Annotated in this window: 20 protein-coding genes and 1 pseudogene; 7 read left to right on the top strand and 14 right to left on the bottom strand. The window is 62.1% G+C overall.

The window, feature by feature from the left end; genetic code table 11:
* Nucleotides 1-34: 34 nt before the first annotated feature.
* A complete protein-coding gene (locus IVB32_RS41215) occupies nt 35-931 on the bottom strand; it encodes a LysR family transcriptional regulator (RefSeq protein WP_018459184.1) in 897 nt (298 codons plus the stop codon).
* 266 nt (nt 932-1197) lie between these two features.
* Here IVB32_RS41215 and IVB32_RS41210 point away from each other — a divergent pair, with 266 nt between their 5' ends.
* The 5 genes from IVB32_RS41210 (at nt 1198) to IVB32_RS41190 (ending at nt 4491) form a co-directional block, all read left to right on the top strand.
* A complete protein-coding gene (locus IVB32_RS41210) occupies nt 1198-1932 on the top strand; it encodes an SDR family oxidoreductase (protein WP_018459185.1) in 735 nt (244 codons plus the stop codon).
* A 49-nt stretch (nt 1933-1981) separates the two neighbouring features.
* On the top strand, nt 1982-2734 hold the full coding sequence (locus IVB32_RS41205; RefSeq protein WP_018459186.1) for a glucose 1-dehydrogenase: 753 nt from the start codon (nt 1982-1984) through the stop codon (nt 2732-2734).
* A gap of 32 nt (nt 2735-2766) precedes the next feature.
* Nucleotides 2767-3366, top strand: coding sequence for an NAD(P)-binding domain-containing protein (locus tag IVB32_RS41200; protein ID WP_247297511.1), 600 nt, complete (start codon nt 2767-2769; stop codon nt 3364-3366).
* A 70-nt stretch (nt 3367-3436) separates the two neighbouring features.
* On the top strand, nt 3437-3847 hold the full coding sequence (locus IVB32_RS41195) for a nuclear transport factor 2 family protein (RefSeq protein WP_018459187.1): 411 nt from the start codon (nt 3437-3439) through the stop codon (nt 3845-3847).
* An 11-nt stretch (nt 3848-3858) separates the two neighbouring features.
* Entirely contained in the window at nt 3859-4491 is a 633-nt protein-coding gene (locus IVB32_RS41190) for a class I SAM-dependent methyltransferase (RefSeq protein ID WP_018459188.1), read from the top strand.
* Between the two features lie 53 nt (nt 4492-4544).
* On the opposite strand, the gene IVB32_RS41185 is transcribed toward IVB32_RS41190, so the two are convergent.
* The 3 genes from IVB32_RS41185 to IVB32_RS41175 all read right to left on the bottom strand — a co-directional run bounded on the left by IVB32_RS41185 (nt 4545) and on the right by IVB32_RS41175 (nt 6527).
* Nucleotides 4545-5288: an SDR family NAD(P)-dependent oxidoreductase gene (locus IVB32_RS41185; protein ID WP_247297513.1), complete on the bottom strand. Its 744-nt coding sequence runs from the start codon at nt 5286-5288 to the stop codon at nt 4545-4547.
* A gap of 215 nt (nt 5289-5503) precedes the next feature.
* Nucleotides 5504-5914: an SMI1/KNR4 family protein gene (locus IVB32_RS41180; protein ID WP_247297514.1), complete on the bottom strand. Its 411-nt coding sequence runs from the start codon at nt 5912-5914 to the stop codon at nt 5504-5506.
* 76 nt (nt 5915-5990) lie between these two features.
* Nucleotides 5991-6527 carry a hypothetical protein gene (locus tag IVB32_RS41175; RefSeq protein WP_247297516.1) on the bottom strand — a complete coding sequence of 179 codons (537 nt, stop codon included), beginning with the start codon at nt 6525-6527 and terminating at the stop codon, nt 5991-5993.
* 117 nt (nt 6528-6644) lie between these two features.
* Here IVB32_RS41175 and IVB32_RS41170 point away from each other — a divergent pair, with 117 nt between their 5' ends.
* Complete coding sequence (locus IVB32_RS41170) at nt 6645-7037, top strand: VOC family protein (protein WP_247297518.1); 393 nt, start codon at nt 6645-6647, stop codon at nt 7035-7037.
* Nucleotides 7038-7646: 609 nt separating this feature from the next.
* Nucleotides 7647-7907 (top strand): annotated as a pseudogene (locus IVB32_RS41165) (IS256 family transposase); the annotation flags it as partial.
* 344 nt (nt 7908-8251) lie between these two features.
* On the opposite strand, the gene IVB32_RS41160 reads toward IVB32_RS41165, so the two are convergent.
* The 10 genes from IVB32_RS41160 to IVB32_RS41115 form a co-directional block, all read right to left on the bottom strand.
* A complete protein-coding gene (locus tag IVB32_RS41160; protein WP_247368466.1) occupies nt 8252-8569 on the bottom strand; it encodes a RidA family protein in 318 nt (105 codons plus the stop codon).
* A gap of 327 nt (nt 8570-8896) precedes the next feature.
* Complete coding sequence (locus tag IVB32_RS41155) at nt 8897-9676, bottom strand: SDR family oxidoreductase (RefSeq protein ID WP_247368468.1); 780 nt, start codon at nt 9674-9676, stop codon at nt 8897-8899.
* Between the two features lie 57 nt (nt 9677-9733).
* Entirely contained in the window at nt 9734-10597 is an 864-nt protein-coding gene (locus IVB32_RS41150; RefSeq protein ID WP_247413168.1) for a VOC family protein, read from the bottom strand.
* A gap of 24 nt (nt 10598-10621) precedes the next feature.
* Entirely contained in the window at nt 10622-11500 is an 879-nt protein-coding gene (locus tag IVB32_RS41145; RefSeq protein WP_247368471.1) for a VOC family protein, read from the bottom strand.
* 16 nt (nt 11501-11516) lie between these two features.
* Nucleotides 11517-12200, bottom strand: coding sequence for a TetR/AcrR family transcriptional regulator (locus IVB32_RS41140; protein WP_247413167.1), 684 nt, complete (start codon nt 12198-12200; stop codon nt 11517-11519).
* A gap of 1 nt (nt 12201) precedes the next feature.
* Nucleotides 12202-12516 carry a non-heme iron oxygenase ferredoxin subunit gene (locus IVB32_RS41135; protein ID WP_247368475.1) on the bottom strand — a complete coding sequence of 105 codons (315 nt, stop codon included), beginning with the start codon at nt 12514-12516 and terminating at the stop codon, nt 12202-12204.
* Nucleotides 12517-12527: 11 nt separating this feature from the next.
* Nucleotides 12528-13289: an SDR family oxidoreductase gene (locus tag IVB32_RS41130; RefSeq protein ID WP_247368477.1), complete on the bottom strand. Its 762-nt coding sequence runs from the start codon at nt 13287-13289 to the stop codon at nt 12528-12530.
* Between the two features lie 13 nt (nt 13290-13302).
* The gene (locus IVB32_RS41125) at nt 13303-13788 is read right to left on the bottom strand and encodes an aromatic-ring-hydroxylating dioxygenase subunit beta (protein WP_247368479.1); all 486 of its coding nucleotides are present in this window, start codon (nt 13786-13788) and stop codon (nt 13303-13305) included.
* A 17-nt stretch (nt 13789-13805) separates the two neighbouring features.
* Nucleotides 13806-15059, bottom strand: a complete 1254-nt coding sequence (locus IVB32_RS41120; protein ID WP_247368481.1) for an aromatic ring-hydroxylating dioxygenase subunit alpha — start codon at nt 15057-15059, stop codon at nt 13806-13808.
* 31 nt (nt 15060-15090) lie between these two features.
* Entirely contained in the window at nt 15091-16284 is a 1194-nt protein-coding gene (locus tag IVB32_RS41115) for an FAD-dependent oxidoreductase (protein ID WP_247368485.1), read from the bottom strand.
* Nucleotides 16285-16416 lie beyond the last annotated feature (132 nt).

The raw sequence follows: 16416 nt of genomic DNA, 5'->3' as shown, positions 1-16416 counted from the left end.
GAGGCCAAGCTTTCCGCCCACGACCCGCCCCGCGTCACTCGCGCGCCACCGACAGCCCCGCCAGCAGCGGCGCGTACGCGGCGAGCCTGCGTGATACGAACTCCGTGAACAGCCGCACGCGCTTGGTCTTGCGCGTCTCTCCCTGCGTGAGGAGCCAGACCGTTCCGTACATGTGCAGGTCGGTCCCCGGCACCCGCACCAGCAGCGGGTCGGCATCGCCGACGAAGCACGGCAGTGTCGTGATCCCCAGCCCTTGCCGGACAGCAGCGATCTGCGCTCCGGCGTCACTGGTCCTGAATGGAACGTCCGTGGTGCGAACCTCGCCCGCGCTGGCCCAATCCGGGATGCCGTGCATGCTGATGACGATCCAGCGGAAGGGATCCGGCGCGCCCGCACGCCACGCGGCCAGTCGATCCCTGGACATGTAGACGGCGCCGAACAGCTCCGGTCCCTTCATGCCATGAAGATTTTGCGGCAGGGTTTTGCGCTCGTAGACGACGCGGATCGCGACGTCGGCCTCACGGTTGGTCAGATTTGCCAGTTCGCCGAACGACAGGACATCCATCTCGATATCGGGATGCAGACGCGCGAAATCGGCGAAATCAGGCATCAGCAAATGTGTCGCCATCGGCGGCGCCAGCGTCACCCGCAGACGCCCGCGCACGCTCTGATCGCGCCCGAACACGCGCGTCTCCAGCTGGTGTGACGAGGCTTCCATCTGGTCGGCGAATTCGAGGACCTCCTCGCCCGCAGCCGTCAGCCGGTAGCCCGAAGGCAGCTTTTCGAACATCTGGACCCCAAGGCGTTCCTCGAGCTGGGCGATGCGTCGCAGCACGGTCGCGTGGTTCACGCCGAGGTGCTCGGCGGCCGCCCGCACCGAGCCTCCCCGCGCGACGGCTAGAAAATAGCGAACATCGTCCCAGTCGATCATGGTGCAATCCCGCACCGCGCGGTGCGCCTTTTCAAGCCGTATCTGATGCCTCCTACAGCAGTATGGGCGGTGATCATAGCCGGTTCCGGCCAGCAGGGCCCATTCTGAGCGACGGACACCGATCGTCGCCGTCGGCGTTAGTCGTCCGGCCGGATCGATTTCGCACCACCGATGTGCGCGCTTCCGCACTCAACGCCTAGGGCCGGCGGACCTATGTCGGGGTCCTCGGGGGCAGATGCTGCCCCGACACCACGACAGGAGACATCATGGGAAAGCTTGACGGCAAGGTTGCAGTCATCACGGGTGGCGCGACCGGCATCGGCCGCGCCGCGGCAAAGCGCTTCATCGAGGATGGCGCTTTCGTCTTCATCTTCGGCCGCCGACAGCAAGCCCTCGACGCTGCTGTCGCCGCCCTCGGGCCTAATGCACGCGCGGTGAAGGGCTCGGTCTCGGATGAGGCCGACCTCGACCGGCTCTACGCGGCGGTGAAGGCCGAGCGCGGAACCCTCGACATCGTCTTCGCCAATGCCGGCGCGGGAAGTCAGCTTGCGCTCGGCAAGATCACCGCCGCGCACATCGACGAAACCTTCGACACCAATGTGAAGGGTACGATTTTCACGGTGCAGAAGGCGCTGCCGCTGATGCGCCGGGGCGGTTCGATCATCCTGACGGGATCGAGCGCCGGCACCACGGGCGCCCCGGCCATGAGCGCCTACAGCGCGAGCAAGGCGGCCGTGCGCAACCTCGCGCGGACCTGGGCGGAGGACCTGAAAGGCAGCGGCATCCGGGTCAACGTGCTGTCGCCCGGAGCGACCGCGACCGAACTCGCGAAGGAAGCGCTGGGCGAAGAGGGACAGAAGGTGTTCGCCGCGATGACTCCGCTGCAGCGCATGGCCGATCCGGCGGAGATCGGGGCGGTGGCTGCCTTTCTCGCCTCCTCGGACAGCAGCTTCATGACCGCCAGCGAAGTCGCCGTCGACGGCGGCCTGGCGCAACTCTGATCCCGGCGCGGTCCCGCGCCTGGCCCACACACAATGAAAGATAAACATCATGAAAAAACTAGAAGGCAAGATCGCCGTCATCACCGGCGGCAGCAGCGGCATTGGATTGGCCACGGCCAAGCGCTTCGTGGACGAAGGTGCGCACGTCGTGATCACCGGGCGACGCGAGAAAGAGCTGAAGGAGGCCGCAGCCTTCATCGAGAGAAACGTGACGACGGTCGTGAGCGACGTGTCGCGCCTGGAAGATCTGGAGCGGCTCTATGCCGTCGTGAAGGAGAAACATGGTCACATCGACATTCTCTTCGCGAACGCAGGCGCGGGGACAATCGCGCCGCTCGCGCTAGCGACCAAGGCCCATTTCGACCAGACCTTCGATGTGAACGTGAAGGGCCTGTTCTTTACGGTGCAGAAAGCCCTCCCCCTCTTTAAGGACGGCGGTTCGATCATCCTGAACTCTTCGGTGTCGAACGTGAAGGGGCTGCCGGGGTTCAGCGTCTACGCCGCGAGCAAGGCGGCGGTGCGCAGCTTCTCGCGCGCTTGGACGCTGGAGCTGAAGGACCGCAAAATCCGCGTCAATACGATGAGCCCCGGGCCAACGGAGACCCCCGCCCTGGAGACGACGACGGGCTTGACCCGCGAGCAAGCCGAGCAAGCGGCCAGCCAATTTGCTTCACAGGTCCCGATGGGTCGCAGGGGCAAGCCGGAGGAAATCGCGGCTGCCGTCACGTTCCTCGCCTCCGATGAAAGTTCTTACATCACCGGCGTGGATCTCGCCGTCGATGGCGGCATGGCCCAGGTCTGACCGCGCCATCGACACAAGTTCGGAGAAACATCATGAGCTACGCAATCATCGGCTTCGGCCCTATCGGCCAAGCCCTGGCCAGCGCGTTTGCCCGCAACGGCATCGAAGTCTCCGTTGCAACCACGCGCGACCCGGAAAGCTTTACATCCGCCGCGGCCGTGATCGGACCCTCGATCATTCCCAAAAAGCTGGCGGACGCCGTCAAGGCGGAGATCGTCTTTTTGGCGGTCCGTTTCGAGTCGCACCAGGATGTCGCGAAAGCGCTGCCCACCTGGCAGGGCAAGACGATCGTCGATGTGACCAACGCCTACGGCGTGCCGCCTGAGAAACTGGGGGGACAACCTTCGTCCAAGGCCCTCGCGCAAGCCTTCACCGGCGGTCGACTGGTCAAGGGCTTCAACCATTTGGGTGCTGCCGTCCTTGCCCAGGATCCGGCCGTCCATGGTGGCAGGAGAGTCGTGTTCCTGGCGAGCGACGATGACGCTGCCGCAGCGGCGATTGGCACGCTTGCGGAAACTCTCGGCTTCGCGCCGATCAAGCTCGGCGGGCTTTCGGAAGGCGGGCTGCTTGTGCAGGCGCGCGGAAACAGCTGGGGCCATCTGATCTTCAAGGATTTGGTCAAGTTCGACTGATGAACACGAGGACACGAAGCATGCGATCGGATCGAGCGCGATCCGATCGGAGCGAAATGGAGAAATTCCCATGAGTATCGAGACAAACATCCAGACCGTGAAGGACTTCTTCGCCGCGATCGGCCGAGGCGACAGGGAAACTCTGCTGGCGCTGATCGCCGACGACATCGAGTGGATCATCCCCGGTGAGGACTGGCCGCTGGCCGGAACGCATCGCGGGCACGACGGGGTGGCGGATTTGCTCGAGACGGCATCCAAGTCGATCGAAACGTCCACCGAACCCCGCGAGTTCGTGGCGCAAGGAGACCGGGTCCTGGTCGTCGGATTCGCAAAGGGAAAGATCAAAGCCACGAACAAGACGTTTAGGGACGACTGGGTCTTCGCCATCACCGTTCGCAACGGCAAACTGACGAACATCCGGGAGTACGTCGACACGCAGGCACTGGCACGAGCCGCGCGCGTGTCGAATGCCCAAGCCTAAAGGAAATCCAGATGTACGACCAATCCAAGCTGTCCGAGTTGATCCGGTTCGCACGTATCGATGCGGGCGCCACCGTGATCGACGTTTACCCAGGCGACGGCGACTGGACCCGTCTCTTTTCCGACATCGTGGGAAGCGAAGGACGGGTTGACAGCTTCGTGCCGGCTGAAGTCGCCCACTTCAAGAACGATCCGGTCGGCCGCATGCGGACGCTTGCGAAGGAGCCGGGCCGAGAGAACGTCGAAGCCGTCTCGGCGGACCTCCTGGCGATGCCGCAGGCCACGCAGGCAGCGGATGTGCTGTGGCTGCACCTGTTCTACCACGATCTCCACACCGCGCTGATCCAGGCCCGGGGCGCGAGGGCGGCCGACTTCAATCGCGCTGTCTACGAGCGGCTGAAGCCCGGCGGGTGCTACGTCATCGTCGACCACGCCGCCGCGCTCGGGGCGGGCACGACCGAGGCCCAATCGCTGCATCGGATTGAGCCTGCATCCGTTCGCAAGGAGGTGGAGGCGGCCGGCTTCGTGCTGGACGCGGAAAGCACCCTGCTCGCGAACAAGGACGATCCGCACACGATCAAGGTGTTCGATCCCGCGATCAAGGGAAAGACCGATCGCTTCGCCTATCGGTTCGTGAAGCCGTGACCTTCGGATGCAGCAAATTCCTGAATGTTAGTTACCCAACCATGGCGGCGGGCTCAGGCCTGTTGGGTGGGATAAAGCGTGAGGATGTTGACGTTGACCCTGCGCGGTTGCGTCACCGCGTAGAGGATGGCCGCGGCGATGTCCTCGCTTTCGAGTTGCTCCATATCTCCCAGTCTCGTCTCCACCGCCTGGCGGACATCGGGACGCATCTGCGCGACAAACTCGGTCTTGACGGCCCCGGGCTCGATCGTCGTGACGCGAATGCCGTCCTTCCCGACCTCGCGTCGAAGCGATTCCGCCATGGCGCTGGCAGCATGCTTTGTGCCGGAATAGACAGTCGAGGCATGGATATAGCGTCCGGTGCCGGATGAGAGGATTACGATGTGTCCCGAACCCTGCCGCTTCATCGCGGGCAACGCGGCATGTATCGGGTAGAGCACCCCCAGGAAGTTCACGTCAATCATCTGACGGTATTCAGCCGTCGTGGTGTTCTGGAACGGCGCCGCGACGCCAACACCAGCGATGCAGAGCAGCATGTCGAGCCCACCAAGCTCCTCGACAGCGCGCCGCACCATCGCCGTGACTTGTGCCTCGTCCGAAACATCGACTTCGAGCGGAAGCGCTTGGCCGCCGGCTTGGCGGATCCGCTCCGCAAGATCACCCAAGCGCTGCATGCGCCGGGCTGCGATCGCCACGCGCGCACCCTCGCCCGCCAGAGCCAGGGCTGTCGCCGCTCCAATCCCCGATGACGCTCCGGTCACCAGCGCGACTTTGCCGGTCAGTTTGCCTGTACTCATGCGATGTCTCCGTTCGTCTTGCTCCCGCAGCTCACAGCATTGAATGACTTCTTGACAAAATCGCGGTGCGGCTTGTGCGGAGCGGACGCATACCAGGATCAGAGGCGAGGCTGGCCCGCAGCGGCAGCCTCAAACCCCACTACAGCAACTCCAAACCGGCCGCGCAGTATCGGATCTGACGGTGAAGTTGATCGTCATCGCCCACGCGCGTGCCGCTAGGAATCGGGGACCAGAGCAGCGAGAAACTCCGGGAAGCTCGTCGCGACCAACTCCACGCGGTCCTCGCCAGGCTCCTGTTCGTGATCCCACCAATAAACGGCTCCGGTGCTCGGACCCGTGCGGCAATCCAAAAGGTAGAGGTTACCACCTTGGTCTTGGCCAACTGGCAACATCCCTTCGGGAAGGACGTCGCCAACCAGTTCATAACAATGATCGAGCTGGAGGTAACTTTCAGCGTCGCCGATTTCGAGGATGCAGCTCACATCCCAGTAGTCTGGACTGGTCGAGACGACCAGAACCGGACGAGACGGCTCTTCCCTGTGTGACCGCAGGAAGGCGCGATACGCCACGGGCAAGCTGGCCCCAAGCGCTGCTTCCAAGTTCTCAATTCGTCGTTCGGCGTCCATAACGCGATGCTAGCGCTCGGCCCGCTCTGGCTCAATCGTCATCCCGCCCTCGTTCTTGAGCTTTCGGTCAGCCGGATCACTTTTTAGCCGTGCCGTCAGATGGCTGCTCTGCCGACCCGCCGATTTTCTTCGCGACCACATAGATGTCGACGCCGCTCATCGAGCATTCCTCGCTTGATGCCTGGTTTTTCGTGATGACCTCGATCGTCTTGCCATCCTTGGTGTGAAACGTGATGTCATAAACCTGCTGGTAGAGGTCTTTGCCGATCTTTTCTGACGCGAGACGAACGGTCTTGGTCTGCGCCTCGATCACTGATGGGATATCGATCAGGCCGGCGTTCTTGAGGTGCACGAGGGCCATGTTGGTGGGCCAACTCGCGCAGTCCGGAGACTTCGCCAGAGCCCCCGCAGCCGGCATGGCGAATATTGCCGCCATCACCACTTTCAACGCGGCGCGCATCAATGCAACACCTTGACGGTGTGGTCGCCACTTCCACGGATCGGCTCGCGCCTCTTGATGGGCGGGACGGCAACGTACATGCTGTCGCTGTCGCCGCGCTTGTAAAGCTTCTCGCCAGGCTTGAGCTTCTGAAGTCCCCGCATCGGTCAACACGGTATTCTCCGTTCGGTTCGCCGCCAGATACCATCATAGTACTGCTTCATATTCTCGAATACGTTGTTATCTTTTGTCAAAAGAAACTCGACTGACCAGTCAACGGATGCCCTGCGAATGAAAAGCTTGAACAATCTAGAGTGCGTGACTCTCTTCGTCGACGACCTCGCGCGCGCGAGGGCATTCTACGAGGCCGTGTTCGACGCCAAGCCGATCTATTCCGACGCAGTATGCAGCGTGATCGGGCTCGGTGGCGTAATGGTCAATTTGCTACAGGAGACGGAGGCACTGCAGCTCGTGCAGCCGGTGGTGCCGGCTGCTTCGAGCGCCGGACCTCGCATGCTCATGACCATTCAAGTCGGCGATGTCGATGAGGCGTGCGCGAGGCTCCGGCAAAGCGGTGTGCACTTGGTGAACGGCCCTATCGATCGTCCCTGGGGTCGCCGCACCGCCGCCTTTTCCGACCCATCCGGTCATATGTGGGAGATCGCACAGGAGATACCCTCCTAGAATCCGTCATCCGCGCCGGGACTTCTGCACCAAAGCGATTCTCATTGGCGAGTGGCAGAGCATTGCTCCGATGGTAGCTATTCCCTACTCCCACTCTATCATTTCGAATGACGTTTCGTCGTTGATTTGCAAGAACAAAACTTCAAATCTGACGGACAAATGCCGACGGTATACCCGCCGCAAATTTTTGGTCTTGAATCCACAGGAAAATTTGGGGGCTCTGACAGCTAGTACCTTCAGGAAGTATCGGAATCAATCGGGGCACTAGACCCGCCTCAAGCTCGGAACGGCCTGCTATTGTGCTTTCCTCGACTTGCAGCAGATACCGTCATCGGTCGATCGGACCGGCCTTAGTGTCAGGTTTGAGCTAACAGCGGCCACTCCTAACAACTCAACTGTGCACGCTCCGGAGCATGTGGTGTCGCCCAGCGACTTCATCTCGGTCGAGATGGCCGCGGCCCTTCGCTTGGCTGCCGTGGCTCTGCGCCTACAGCGGCGCGCGGGTCAACGAGAGCTATCACCCAAAGTTGGTGACGGCGGGAATCGGAAAGGCGGCATATCGTGGGGGTGCTTGACGCCTCCACTTCTCCACCGAAGGAGCGATATGCCGTGTCCAACGATAACGTCATCCATCTGATTCAGCCACGAATCTTCGACGATCAACTCACAGAAGTCTTGCGCAATGGGGCGCGTGCCCTGCTGGCCCAGGCGGTCGAGGCCGAGGTTGCAGACTTTCTAGACCAGCATGCCGATTTGAAGACCCGGGACGGCCACCAGCGCGTCGTCCGCCACGGTCACCTGCCGGAGCGCGAGGTGATGACCGGCATCGGTCCGGTCCCCGTCCGCCAGCCGCGTGTACGCGATCGCCAAGGTTCACGAATTGGCTAATCATGACAGACGATAGCTCGACCGAGAAGTACATCAATGGGGATTGACTGACACTCTCTCGCCACCGATTTTCACGCCAGGATCCCCGACAGGCGGGCGGCGCATCAGACCTGACTACAGCAGACTATCTAGGACTTTCTGGTCCCGCCGGCCTGCTCGTCTTCGCCGCTGGCACTACCCAGACCGTTAGCTCCGGGCTCTCTCTGACAAGCTCGCTGGACGCCCGAGAACGGCGAACTAGCCACCCGCGCCGATTACGCCGGTCGCGTTAATCTCCACCTTGAGGGGCGGGCTTACCTTGGGCGAACCAACACGCATTACCTCGATCAAGGTTGAGCAGGGAAGGTCGCCGGTGAAGAACTCCCGGCACGCGCGTCATACCTCGGTGTTTTCCATCGAGATTGGTGACGTACACCCATAGACATGATGTCATTCATCTTGCCGCCCGCGGCCTCCAGCAGGTCCTTAAACTTCTGAAAGATCGACATCGCCTGAATGTACGTGTCGTCGCTTGGATGCTCCCCCTTAGGCCCCGAGCCGGTCATTCCCGCGATGTGGAAATATCCGTTTGCCACTTTCATGTTGGACCAAGTCTGCGGCGGCGCCTCCGCCACCTTTGGCGATCGGACAGTGTTCATGCTCACGGTTCCCTCCTCTGAAGCGGATTCGAAGTGAGCGAGCATGCCGTGTCGTCTCGACCTTTCCGTCCAAAACAGTTCGTGGCGGTTGTCCTCGGGATGCGCAAGCGGATCGTACCACGCGCGTAGCGATGCTAAATGGGCCGAGTTCGGGTTCGTGGCGTGATTGAAGGCAGCATATCGGCCTTGGCCAAATTGAGACCCGAGCTCTCCGGCGAGGCAAATCCGTTCTGCCGCTGGACGCGGTGCATGACCGGCGGCTTTGCGTCACAAGCGGCCGTCCATGAGGCGATCGCGATCGCACAATCAACCCGGGGACAAAACACCGCAGCCTCAGAACGTTCCAGGATATGAACCGCCGTCAATGAGAATATTCTGTCCGGTGATGTAGCCGGCTGGCGCCGAGCACAGGAACGCGCAGGTCGCACCAAACTCCTCGGGACGGCCGAACCGCCGTGATGGATTGCTGGAGCGGATGTCCTGGGTCACCTCCTCAACGCCGCGTTTTGTGCTGGCCGCCAGCGCCTGCAGATTTGACTTCAGCCGGTCGGTGTCGAAGGTCCCCGGCAGCAGATTGTTGATGGTGACGTTGTGCTCGGCAGTCGTGCGAGCCAACCCTGCGACAAAGCCGGTGAGACCGGAACGCGCGCCGTTCGACAGCCCCAGCATGGCGATCGGCGCCTTGACCGCGTGCGAGGTGATATTCACAATCCGGCCGAACTGGCGCGCGATCATGCCGTCGATGGTGGATTTCATCAGTTCGATCGGCGCCAGCATGTTGGCGTCGAGCGCCTTGATCCAGTCGTCGCGCTCCCAGTTGCGGAAATCACCCGCCGGCGGACCGCCGGCATTGTTGATGAGAATATCCGGAGCGGGACAGGCGGCGAGCATGGCATCCCGCCCCTCCCTGGTCGTGACATCGGCGGCAACGGCCACCGTGTGGGCGCCGGTTGCGACACGGATTTCATCCGCCGCGCGTTCGAGGATCTCGCGCCGCCGGGCCACGATGACGAGCTTTACGCCCTCGGTGCCGAGGGCAACCGCGCAGGCCTTGCCCAAACCCATGCTCGCCGCACAGACGATCGCCGTGCGACCCCGAAGACCAAAATCCATTGTTCCCTCACCTGGTTGTATCGCGTCTGCCCAGCGCAACGCTGATGCCGCTTGTTGTTACTTGTCGTTCGGCAAAGCCATGCCGGCGGGTTTCGATCCCCACATGCAGAAGCTCGTCGGTTCAAAGCCGAACTGTCGCGGTCGATGGGTCGCCTCGTCCTCGATTTCGTCGACGCCGACGGAATATTCGAACACCATTCCGTCCGGCCCCTTGAAATAGAGGAAGCGCGCGCCGGAGGTCGGATGACGGCCGGGACCAAAAACGATCGGGACGCGGCGCTCGTTGAGGAAATAGTACGACCGCAGCACGTCGTCGCTCGACTCTACCTGATGGTTGACGTGCTGGATGCCGGCCTTTGGCGCCCGCACCAGCGCGATGGTGTGATGGATCGCATTGACGCGCATCAGGGGAATATCGCCGATCCGGTCGCTAACGCGCGCGTTGCAGACCTCGGTCCAGAACCGTTCGTCGCGGGCGGGATCGGTCGAATTGAGGCCGATATGGCTGAAGCCGGCAATTCCCGCATCGCGTGACGCGAAATAGCGGCGGCCGCTGCGCTCCGGACGCACCACGAGTTCGATATGGTTGCCGCTCGGATCATCGAAGCCGATGAAGGCCCGCACCTTGCGTTGGGCCGCCTCATCCGCGGAGCCGGCGTGCACGCGATGGCCAAGCTGCTCCAGCGTGGCGGCCGCTTGCTGCAGACAGTCCTCGTCTTCGACCTCAAACGCGACCGCCTGGTCCGCGGGGTCACCTTCGGTGTAGCACAGCGTATGCGACCGGTCGTCGGACCTCAGATAGAGCGCCTTCCTGGCCCGCTCCGCGACTTGCAGCCCGAGGCAGCTGGTCGCAAAGGTCTCCGCCGATTCCATATCCGGGGTTCCCAGGCGCACATAGCTTACGTCCATCAGATTGATCATGCTTGTTCTCCCGGGTTTCGCGACCTAATTCACGCCGGCGCTCAGTTCCGGCACGTCCTTTGCCTCGCTGCCCCAATCGCAAAGCGATTCCGGCAGCGGCGGAAACTGACGCGCCGGGCGACGCACTGGACCTATCTCCTTCATCCCGTTCACATATGAAAAAATGATGCCGTCGGGACCTTCGACGTGAAGGAATATCTGCTTCGAGCAGGGCTCCCGGCCGGGCCCTTGCACGATCTTGATCTGGCGTTCCTGCATGAAGTAACCGTTCTGCATGATGTTATCGAGCGTCTCGACCTCGAACGCCGCGTAGAGCAGGCCGCAACGCTTCGCCGGATAGAGCGCGATGCGGTGGTGCAGGCCGTCGATGCGCAAATAGGCGATGTCGCCGACCCAGTCGCTGACTTCGGCACCGAGTTCCTTCCAGAACTGCAGATCGCGCGTCATGTCCGTCGACCGGATACCAACGCCATGCAGCTGGGTGATGCCGGCATCGCGGCTGGGAAAATAGCGGCGGGCACTTTGCGTAGGGCGCGCGACCAGGTCGATACTGTTACCCGAACCGTCCTCCGCCAGCAGCGCTGCCTCGACGTAGCGAAGACCGCAATCGTCCGCGGTCGCGCGGCTTACGGCAAAGCCGCTTTTGGCCAAGCCGTTTTCGATTCTATCGAGGGCCGCTTCGTCCCACGCTTCGATTCCGATGCTCGAGCCATCGCCGGAACCGTTGCTGATGCTCACGGTGCGGAACCGGTTGTCGGACCGAAAGGCAATCTCGCCGTTCTTCTCCGCGACGCGCTGCAGCCCGAAGATTTCGGCCGCAAACCGCGCGGTCGCGTGCAATTCGCTGGCCGCGATACGGATGTAGCAGACCGACACGACGAGCGGATGGCTCTCCGGATTCATGGGCACTGGTTCCCGCTCACCGCGGTCTCGATCGCGGCTGCTGATCGCTAAGAAACACCTTGATCATCTGACGCCAGAGCACAAACAGCTCGTCGAACCATTTCGGATCGTTATCCCACAGGGTTCGCAGCGCCATTCCTCGAACCAGGCTGAGGGTCAAGGCGACAAGGTCGGAAGCGAGCTGTGCCGAAACGCCGTTCGCCGCCAGCGCCTCCGTCCATGCAGCCTCGACCGGACGCCGCGCCTTCCGCGAAATCTCGAGGATCTCTTTGCGTACCGATTGATCGGTCGAGGTCGAAAGCACGATATCGATGGCGACCATGAAGTGCTCGCTGAAGAAGAACTCCCGTGCGTCCTCGATCACCGCCTCGATCAAATCGCGCGGCTTGTTCGCGGCGGACGCCCTGCGCCGGCTGAGCACCCGCGCCTGTTCGAAGACGAATTCGAGGGTCGCGACAACAAGGGAATCCTTGGTCGGGAAATGGTGCAGCTGGGCGCCGCGGGACAGCCCGGCTTCCTTCGCCACCTCCGCCGTCCGGAAGCGCGCATAGCCGCGCTTGCGGATGAGATTGGCCGCGGCCTTCAGGATACGGGTGCGGGTTTCCTCGCTGCGTTCGGCCTGGGTGCGGTGCCGCGCTGTCTCGACCGTGCGCCGTGCGGAAGGGGCCGCCGGAGAAGTTTTGGTTGCGCGAACTGCCATGTCAGACCTCGATGCAGACTTGTTGGTCGATCACCTTGACCGGATAGGTTTTGAGCGGAACCTCGCAGGGCATGCCGGTCGGCTCGCCCGTGGTGACGTCAAACGTTCCGAAATGAAATGTGCACTCCACGATCTTTCCCGTCAAAATCCCCTCCTCCGACAGCGACACCTCGCCATGGGTGCATTTGTCCGCGGTCGCGTAGATCGCCTCACCGACGCGGTACAAGGCCACATGCGAGCCGTCCGGCAGTGAGGCCTGCCTGATCTCGCCTTCTGTTACCTCATCGATCCCGCACAGCACGACGGTTTCCGGCATCGCCCTGGCCCTCACAGCATGGTGCTTCCGCCGTTCACGCTGATGACCTGCCCGGTCACGAACGACGCTTCGGCGGATGCAAGATAGCTGACTATGGAAGCGACTTCCTCCATCTCGGCTGGGCGGCCCATTGGAATTACACTAACGAATTTCGCCGCGAGCGCCGGATCACGCTTGGTGATCGCAACCATCTGCGGAGTGTTCACGGCACATGGCGCCACCGTGTTGACGGTGATGCCGTCGAGCGCGAATTCGCGCGCCATCCCGGTGGTCAGGCCGTGCACCCCGCCCTTCGCGGCGTTGTAGGCGGCATGATCCCACAATCCGTTGCGAACCGAGTCGGCGCCAAGATTGACGATCCGCCCGTAGGAATTGGCGCGCATTTTCGGGATCGCATGCCAGGAGCACCACAGCACGGTCCACAAATTGCGATCGATCGTGGTCCGCAGTGTCTCCGGAGTATGCTCGGCGAAAGCCTTGATAATGCCGCCGCCGGCATTGTTGACCAGGACGTCGAGCCGGCCGAACCGATCCACCGCCAGATCGATCGTCGCCTTGGCGACGCTTTCCGACGACAGATCACCGGCGTGACCGACAACCTCGGCTCCGAATTCCTTGCCGAGATGTGTCACCGCTCGGCCGAGTTCGGCGCCATCCAGGTCCGCAACGACGAGCCTGGCGCCGTCGCGCGCCAGCCGTTCGGCGATCGCAAGGCCGATGCCTCGCGCCGCGCCGGTGACGATAGCGACGTTGTCCTTCAGTTTCTGATCCATCCCAACCTTGCTTTCACAAAATAATGCTGACGCGCCCCTGGGCGCGAAGACCTTCGCTGTCGAGCAGAACGCGCTTTTCTTTGATGCGGAAAGTGCCGTCCTCCGGCACCAGACGATACCTGTTGCCACCAAAATAGGTGTCCGTAACACCGTCCTTGGTGCGGTAGGTAATGAACGCCGAACTGACCTCGATGTCGTCGCCGATCCGTCTCCTGATCCGGACATTGCTGACCAGATGCCGTGTCCGCGAATGCGGGAACTCGGCATGCGCGGTTCGTTTCATCAAGCGCTTGACCCGCTCGCTGAGCCGGAAGCGATCGTCGGCGACATAGAACAGGTTATTGTCAGGCGAGGCATCGACGGCCAGATCCGTTGCCGGGACGTAATAAATCGCGTCGTCCGTGAACAATTCCAGCCATTCCGGCAACCGCCATTCGTCGAGCAGTTCGGCCTCCGCGAACAGGAAATCCTCGACATCCGCGCGGGCAATGGTTTGCATCGCTGCTACTCCGTCGCTCATGCCGGCACCTGAAAGATGCGGTCGTTCCAGCCCGACCAGAATGCCCGCATCTGGGCCTCGTCATCGTAAGCCGCATCTTCCTTGCCCATGCCCTTCGAAATATCGTTCCACTGCGCCTCGCTGGAATTGCGAAAGCCGCGCTGGCACTGTTCGAGGGCCTCGACGTCGTCAGGGGTTGCAAAGCCGCCAGGGCCGAGAAATTCGAGGAAATTGAACAGCCGGTATTTCCGCGCCCACTCGGTCTCCTCCTTGGGGGCGAGCGCCCAGGCGCTGATGTTCATAAAATCGGGTGCCGCGGGATAATAGGTCCGCACCGTCACCGCCATGATGTCATTGATCACCAGGTTCGGGAAAATGAACAGGTTCCTGTTGAAGGTGGCGATGCGATCCGCCCGCTCGGTGCCAAACCGTTTGACCAGCCCGTCATAGAGCCGCGAAAGTTCGCGCTTGCCCTCCTCGCCCCAGGAGGGAATCCACTGCGCCACCGGCCGACCCCATGGCGCCTTGTATTCGAGAACCGCGTGGCCCTTGCCGAGATCGCGCGCCGAACCCGAAAATGCGACCTGAGCAAGCCCGCCGGTCGTTGCCTTGAGATAATCCAGGTAGGTCGCGTGAGTCGTCAGCGCGTGATAGCCGTCGATGCTGTTCTCGGTCAGTAACTTCCAGTTGGCGCGCATCGAATATTCCTGCGTGCCGCCGACAATCGTCATCTCGGTTTCCGCCTGATCGCAGATCAGATCGAGATATTCTTTGACAGGGCCGAGATAGTCCGAGAGGCTTTCGACGTTCTTGTCTAAGCAGATGAAATTCAGATCGCGGTAGCTGTCGAACCGCGGCACCTGCTGCATGTTGGAGGTGCTGCGTTCCTTGAAGTCCGCGGCATAGGAGGCTTCTCCGGGCTGGCTGCGTAGCGTGCCGTCGAGGCCGAACACCCAGCCATGATAGAAACACTGGAAGGATTTCGCGCTGCCGTGCTTCTCGCGGCAGACCTGCGCGCCGCGATGCGGACAGGTGTTGAGCATCGCCTTGAGATTGCCCTTGCCATCACGCGCGAACAGGATGTTGCGGCCTCCGACCGAACGAGTGACGAAATCGCCGGGCTTGGCAAGTTCCGAGCTGTGGCCGAGATAGAGCCAGCATTTGTCGAAGATCTGGGTGCGCTCGATTTCCAGAATGGCGGGATCGACGAAGGCCTGCCTCGAAACCTTGAAGATCTTCTTCGATTCATCGATCAGAAGCGCTGTCTTCATCGGCCCAATCGCATTCATCGGCGTGCCTCCCTCAACTGGTTTTAAGTGCCCGCCGCAGATCGTATGCAGTCGATTCAACATCGGATCGTTCGAGCCTTGATTGCCGTGCGACCAGCCGGCGGAACATCGCCATGTCCTTGGCGGCGTTGACCGAGATGGCGCCGACGATCTCGCTGCCGCGCATCGCCGCCACCGAGAAGCGATGGCTGCCGATATCGCCGCGCACGATATGGTCGGCATCGAGCATGTCGCCGACAACCTGGATGTTGAGATCGTATTGATCGGACCAGAACCATGGCGGGTCGCCGTATTCGCGATCGGCCCCGGCCATGTTGCCGGCGACGCAGATCGCCTGGTTCTGTGCGTTGGCCCAGGTCTCGACCCTGATTGCGCGGCCGTGGCACTTGCTCCATTGCAGCGCCACGTCACCAGCGCAGAACACGTTGGGGGCCGCCGTTCGCCCGCAGGCGTCGACCGCGATGCCGGCATCGGCTGACAGACCGAGATCACGCCCAATCGCGTTGCTGGGATCGACCCCAATGCCAACCAGGATGACGTCCGCCTTCAGCTCGATTCCGTTGGTCAGGCGCACGCCGTCCAGGGTCGCAGCCGCGACCGTCGCGCCGAATTCGAAGCGGACGCCATGATTGCGATGCCTTGCCTCGACGACGTCGCTCACCAGGCCGGGAAATGCCCGCGCCAACAACCGTTCCTGGCTCTCGACAACGCTAACGTCGCAGCTATGCTTTGCCGCGGCGCAGGCGGCCTCGAGACCGATGACGCCACCGCCAATGATGACGACCCGGGCTTGGCGATGGAACGACTGGCGCAGCTGCAGGGCGTCTTCGATGTTACGAAGATAGTGAACGCGCGCATCTGTTTCGGGAAATATCGGGATCCGCCGGGGTCTCGTGCCGGTGGCGAGCAGCAGCCGGTCATAGTCAAAAATCTTGCCGTCGCCCGTTGCAACGGTCTGTCGCGCGGGATCGCATGCTACCACGGCGGCGCCGGTCACCATGGTGACGTCGAGCAGATCGGCCCAATCGGCGGCCGGCTTGAGATAGGCCACCGGCGCATCCGGCGCGGCCAGCACTTCCTTTGACAGCTGCGGGCGCTCGTAGGGCAGATGCCTTTCCTCGCCAATCACCGTGACCGAGCCGCGAAAGCCGGCGGACCGCAGCGCCTCGGCCGCGCGCCCTCCGGCTTGACCGGCACCTGCAATCACGATTTTCTCGAGTGGTAGCACCCGTCCGTCACTCCCAAGACTTCTGCTCTGTTCCCGTTTTTGGCGAACGTGGGAAGTGGCCTGAATTATTCTTCGATTGCGTCTACATTAAAAACAGTCCAACCTGCTTGT

The sequence above is a fragment of the Bradyrhizobium sp. 23 genome, assembly GCF_023073295.1.
GTDB lineage: Bacteria > Pseudomonadota > Alphaproteobacteria > Rhizobiales > Xanthobacteraceae > Bradyrhizobium > Bradyrhizobium canariense_D.
Note: the sequence above shows the minus strand (reverse complement) of the source record. Positions and strands in the feature narration are given on the sequence as shown.

Excerpts from the sequence above, each read along its gene's own strand:
- IVB32_RS41215 (WP_018459184.1), bottom strand. The coding sequence starts at position 931 with ATGATCGACTGGGACGATGTTCGCTATTTTCTAGCCGTCGCGCGGGGA.
- IVB32_RS41210 (WP_018459185.1), top strand. The coding sequence starts at position 1,198 with ATGGGAAAGCTTGACGGCAAGGTTGCAGTCATCACGGGTGGCGCGACC.
- IVB32_RS41205 (WP_018459186.1), top strand. The coding sequence starts at position 1,982 with ATGAAAAAACTAGAAGGCAAGATCGCCGTCATCACCGGCGGCAGCAGC.
- IVB32_RS41200 (WP_247297511.1), top strand. The coding sequence starts at position 2,767 with ATGAGCTACGCAATCATCGGCTTCGGCCCTATCGGCCAAGCCCTGGCC.
- IVB32_RS41195 (WP_018459187.1), top strand. The coding sequence starts at position 3,437 with ATGAGTATCGAGACAAACATCCAGACCGTGAAGGACTTCTTCGCCGCG.
- IVB32_RS41190 (WP_018459188.1), top strand. The coding sequence starts at position 3,859 with ATGTACGACCAATCCAAGCTGTCCGAGTTGATCCGGTTCGCACGTATC.
- IVB32_RS41185 (WP_247297513.1), bottom strand. The coding sequence starts at position 5,288 with ATGAGTACAGGCAAACTGACCGGCAAAGTCGCGCTGGTGACCGGAGCG.
- IVB32_RS41180 (WP_247297514.1), bottom strand. The coding sequence starts at position 5,914 with ATGGACGCCGAACGACGAATTGAGAACTTGGAAGCAGCGCTTGGGGCC.
- IVB32_RS41170 (WP_247297518.1), top strand. The coding sequence starts at position 6,645 with ATGAAAAGCTTGAACAATCTAGAGTGCGTGACTCTCTTCGTCGACGAC.
- IVB32_RS41155 (WP_247368468.1), bottom strand. The coding sequence starts at position 9,676 with ATGGATTTTGGTCTTCGGGGTCGCACGGCGATCGTCTGTGCGGCGAGC.
- IVB32_RS41150 (WP_247413168.1), bottom strand. The coding sequence starts at position 10,597 with ATGATCAATCTGATGGACGTAAGCTATGTGCGCCTGGGAACCCCGGAT.
- IVB32_RS41145 (WP_247368471.1), bottom strand. The coding sequence starts at position 11,500 with ATGAATCCGGAGAGCCATCCGCTCGTCGTGTCGGTCTGCTACATCCGT.
- IVB32_RS41140 (WP_247413167.1), bottom strand. The coding sequence starts at position 12,200 with ATGGCAGTTCGCGCAACCAAAACTTCTCCGGCGGCCCCTTCCGCACGG.
- IVB32_RS41135 (WP_247368475.1), bottom strand. The coding sequence starts at position 12,516 with ATGCCGGAAACCGTCGTGCTGTGCGGGATCGATGAGGTAACAGAAGGC.
- IVB32_RS41130 (WP_247368477.1), bottom strand. The coding sequence starts at position 13,289 with ATGGATCAGAAACTGAAGGACAACGTCGCTATCGTCACCGGCGCGGCG.
- IVB32_RS41125 (WP_247368479.1), bottom strand. The coding sequence starts at position 13,788 with ATGCAAACCATTGCCCGCGCGGATGTCGAGGATTTCCTGTTCGCGGAG.
- IVB32_RS41120 (WP_247368481.1), bottom strand. The coding sequence starts at position 15,059 with ATGAAGACAGCGCTTCTGATCGATGAATCGAAGAAGATCTTCAAGGTT.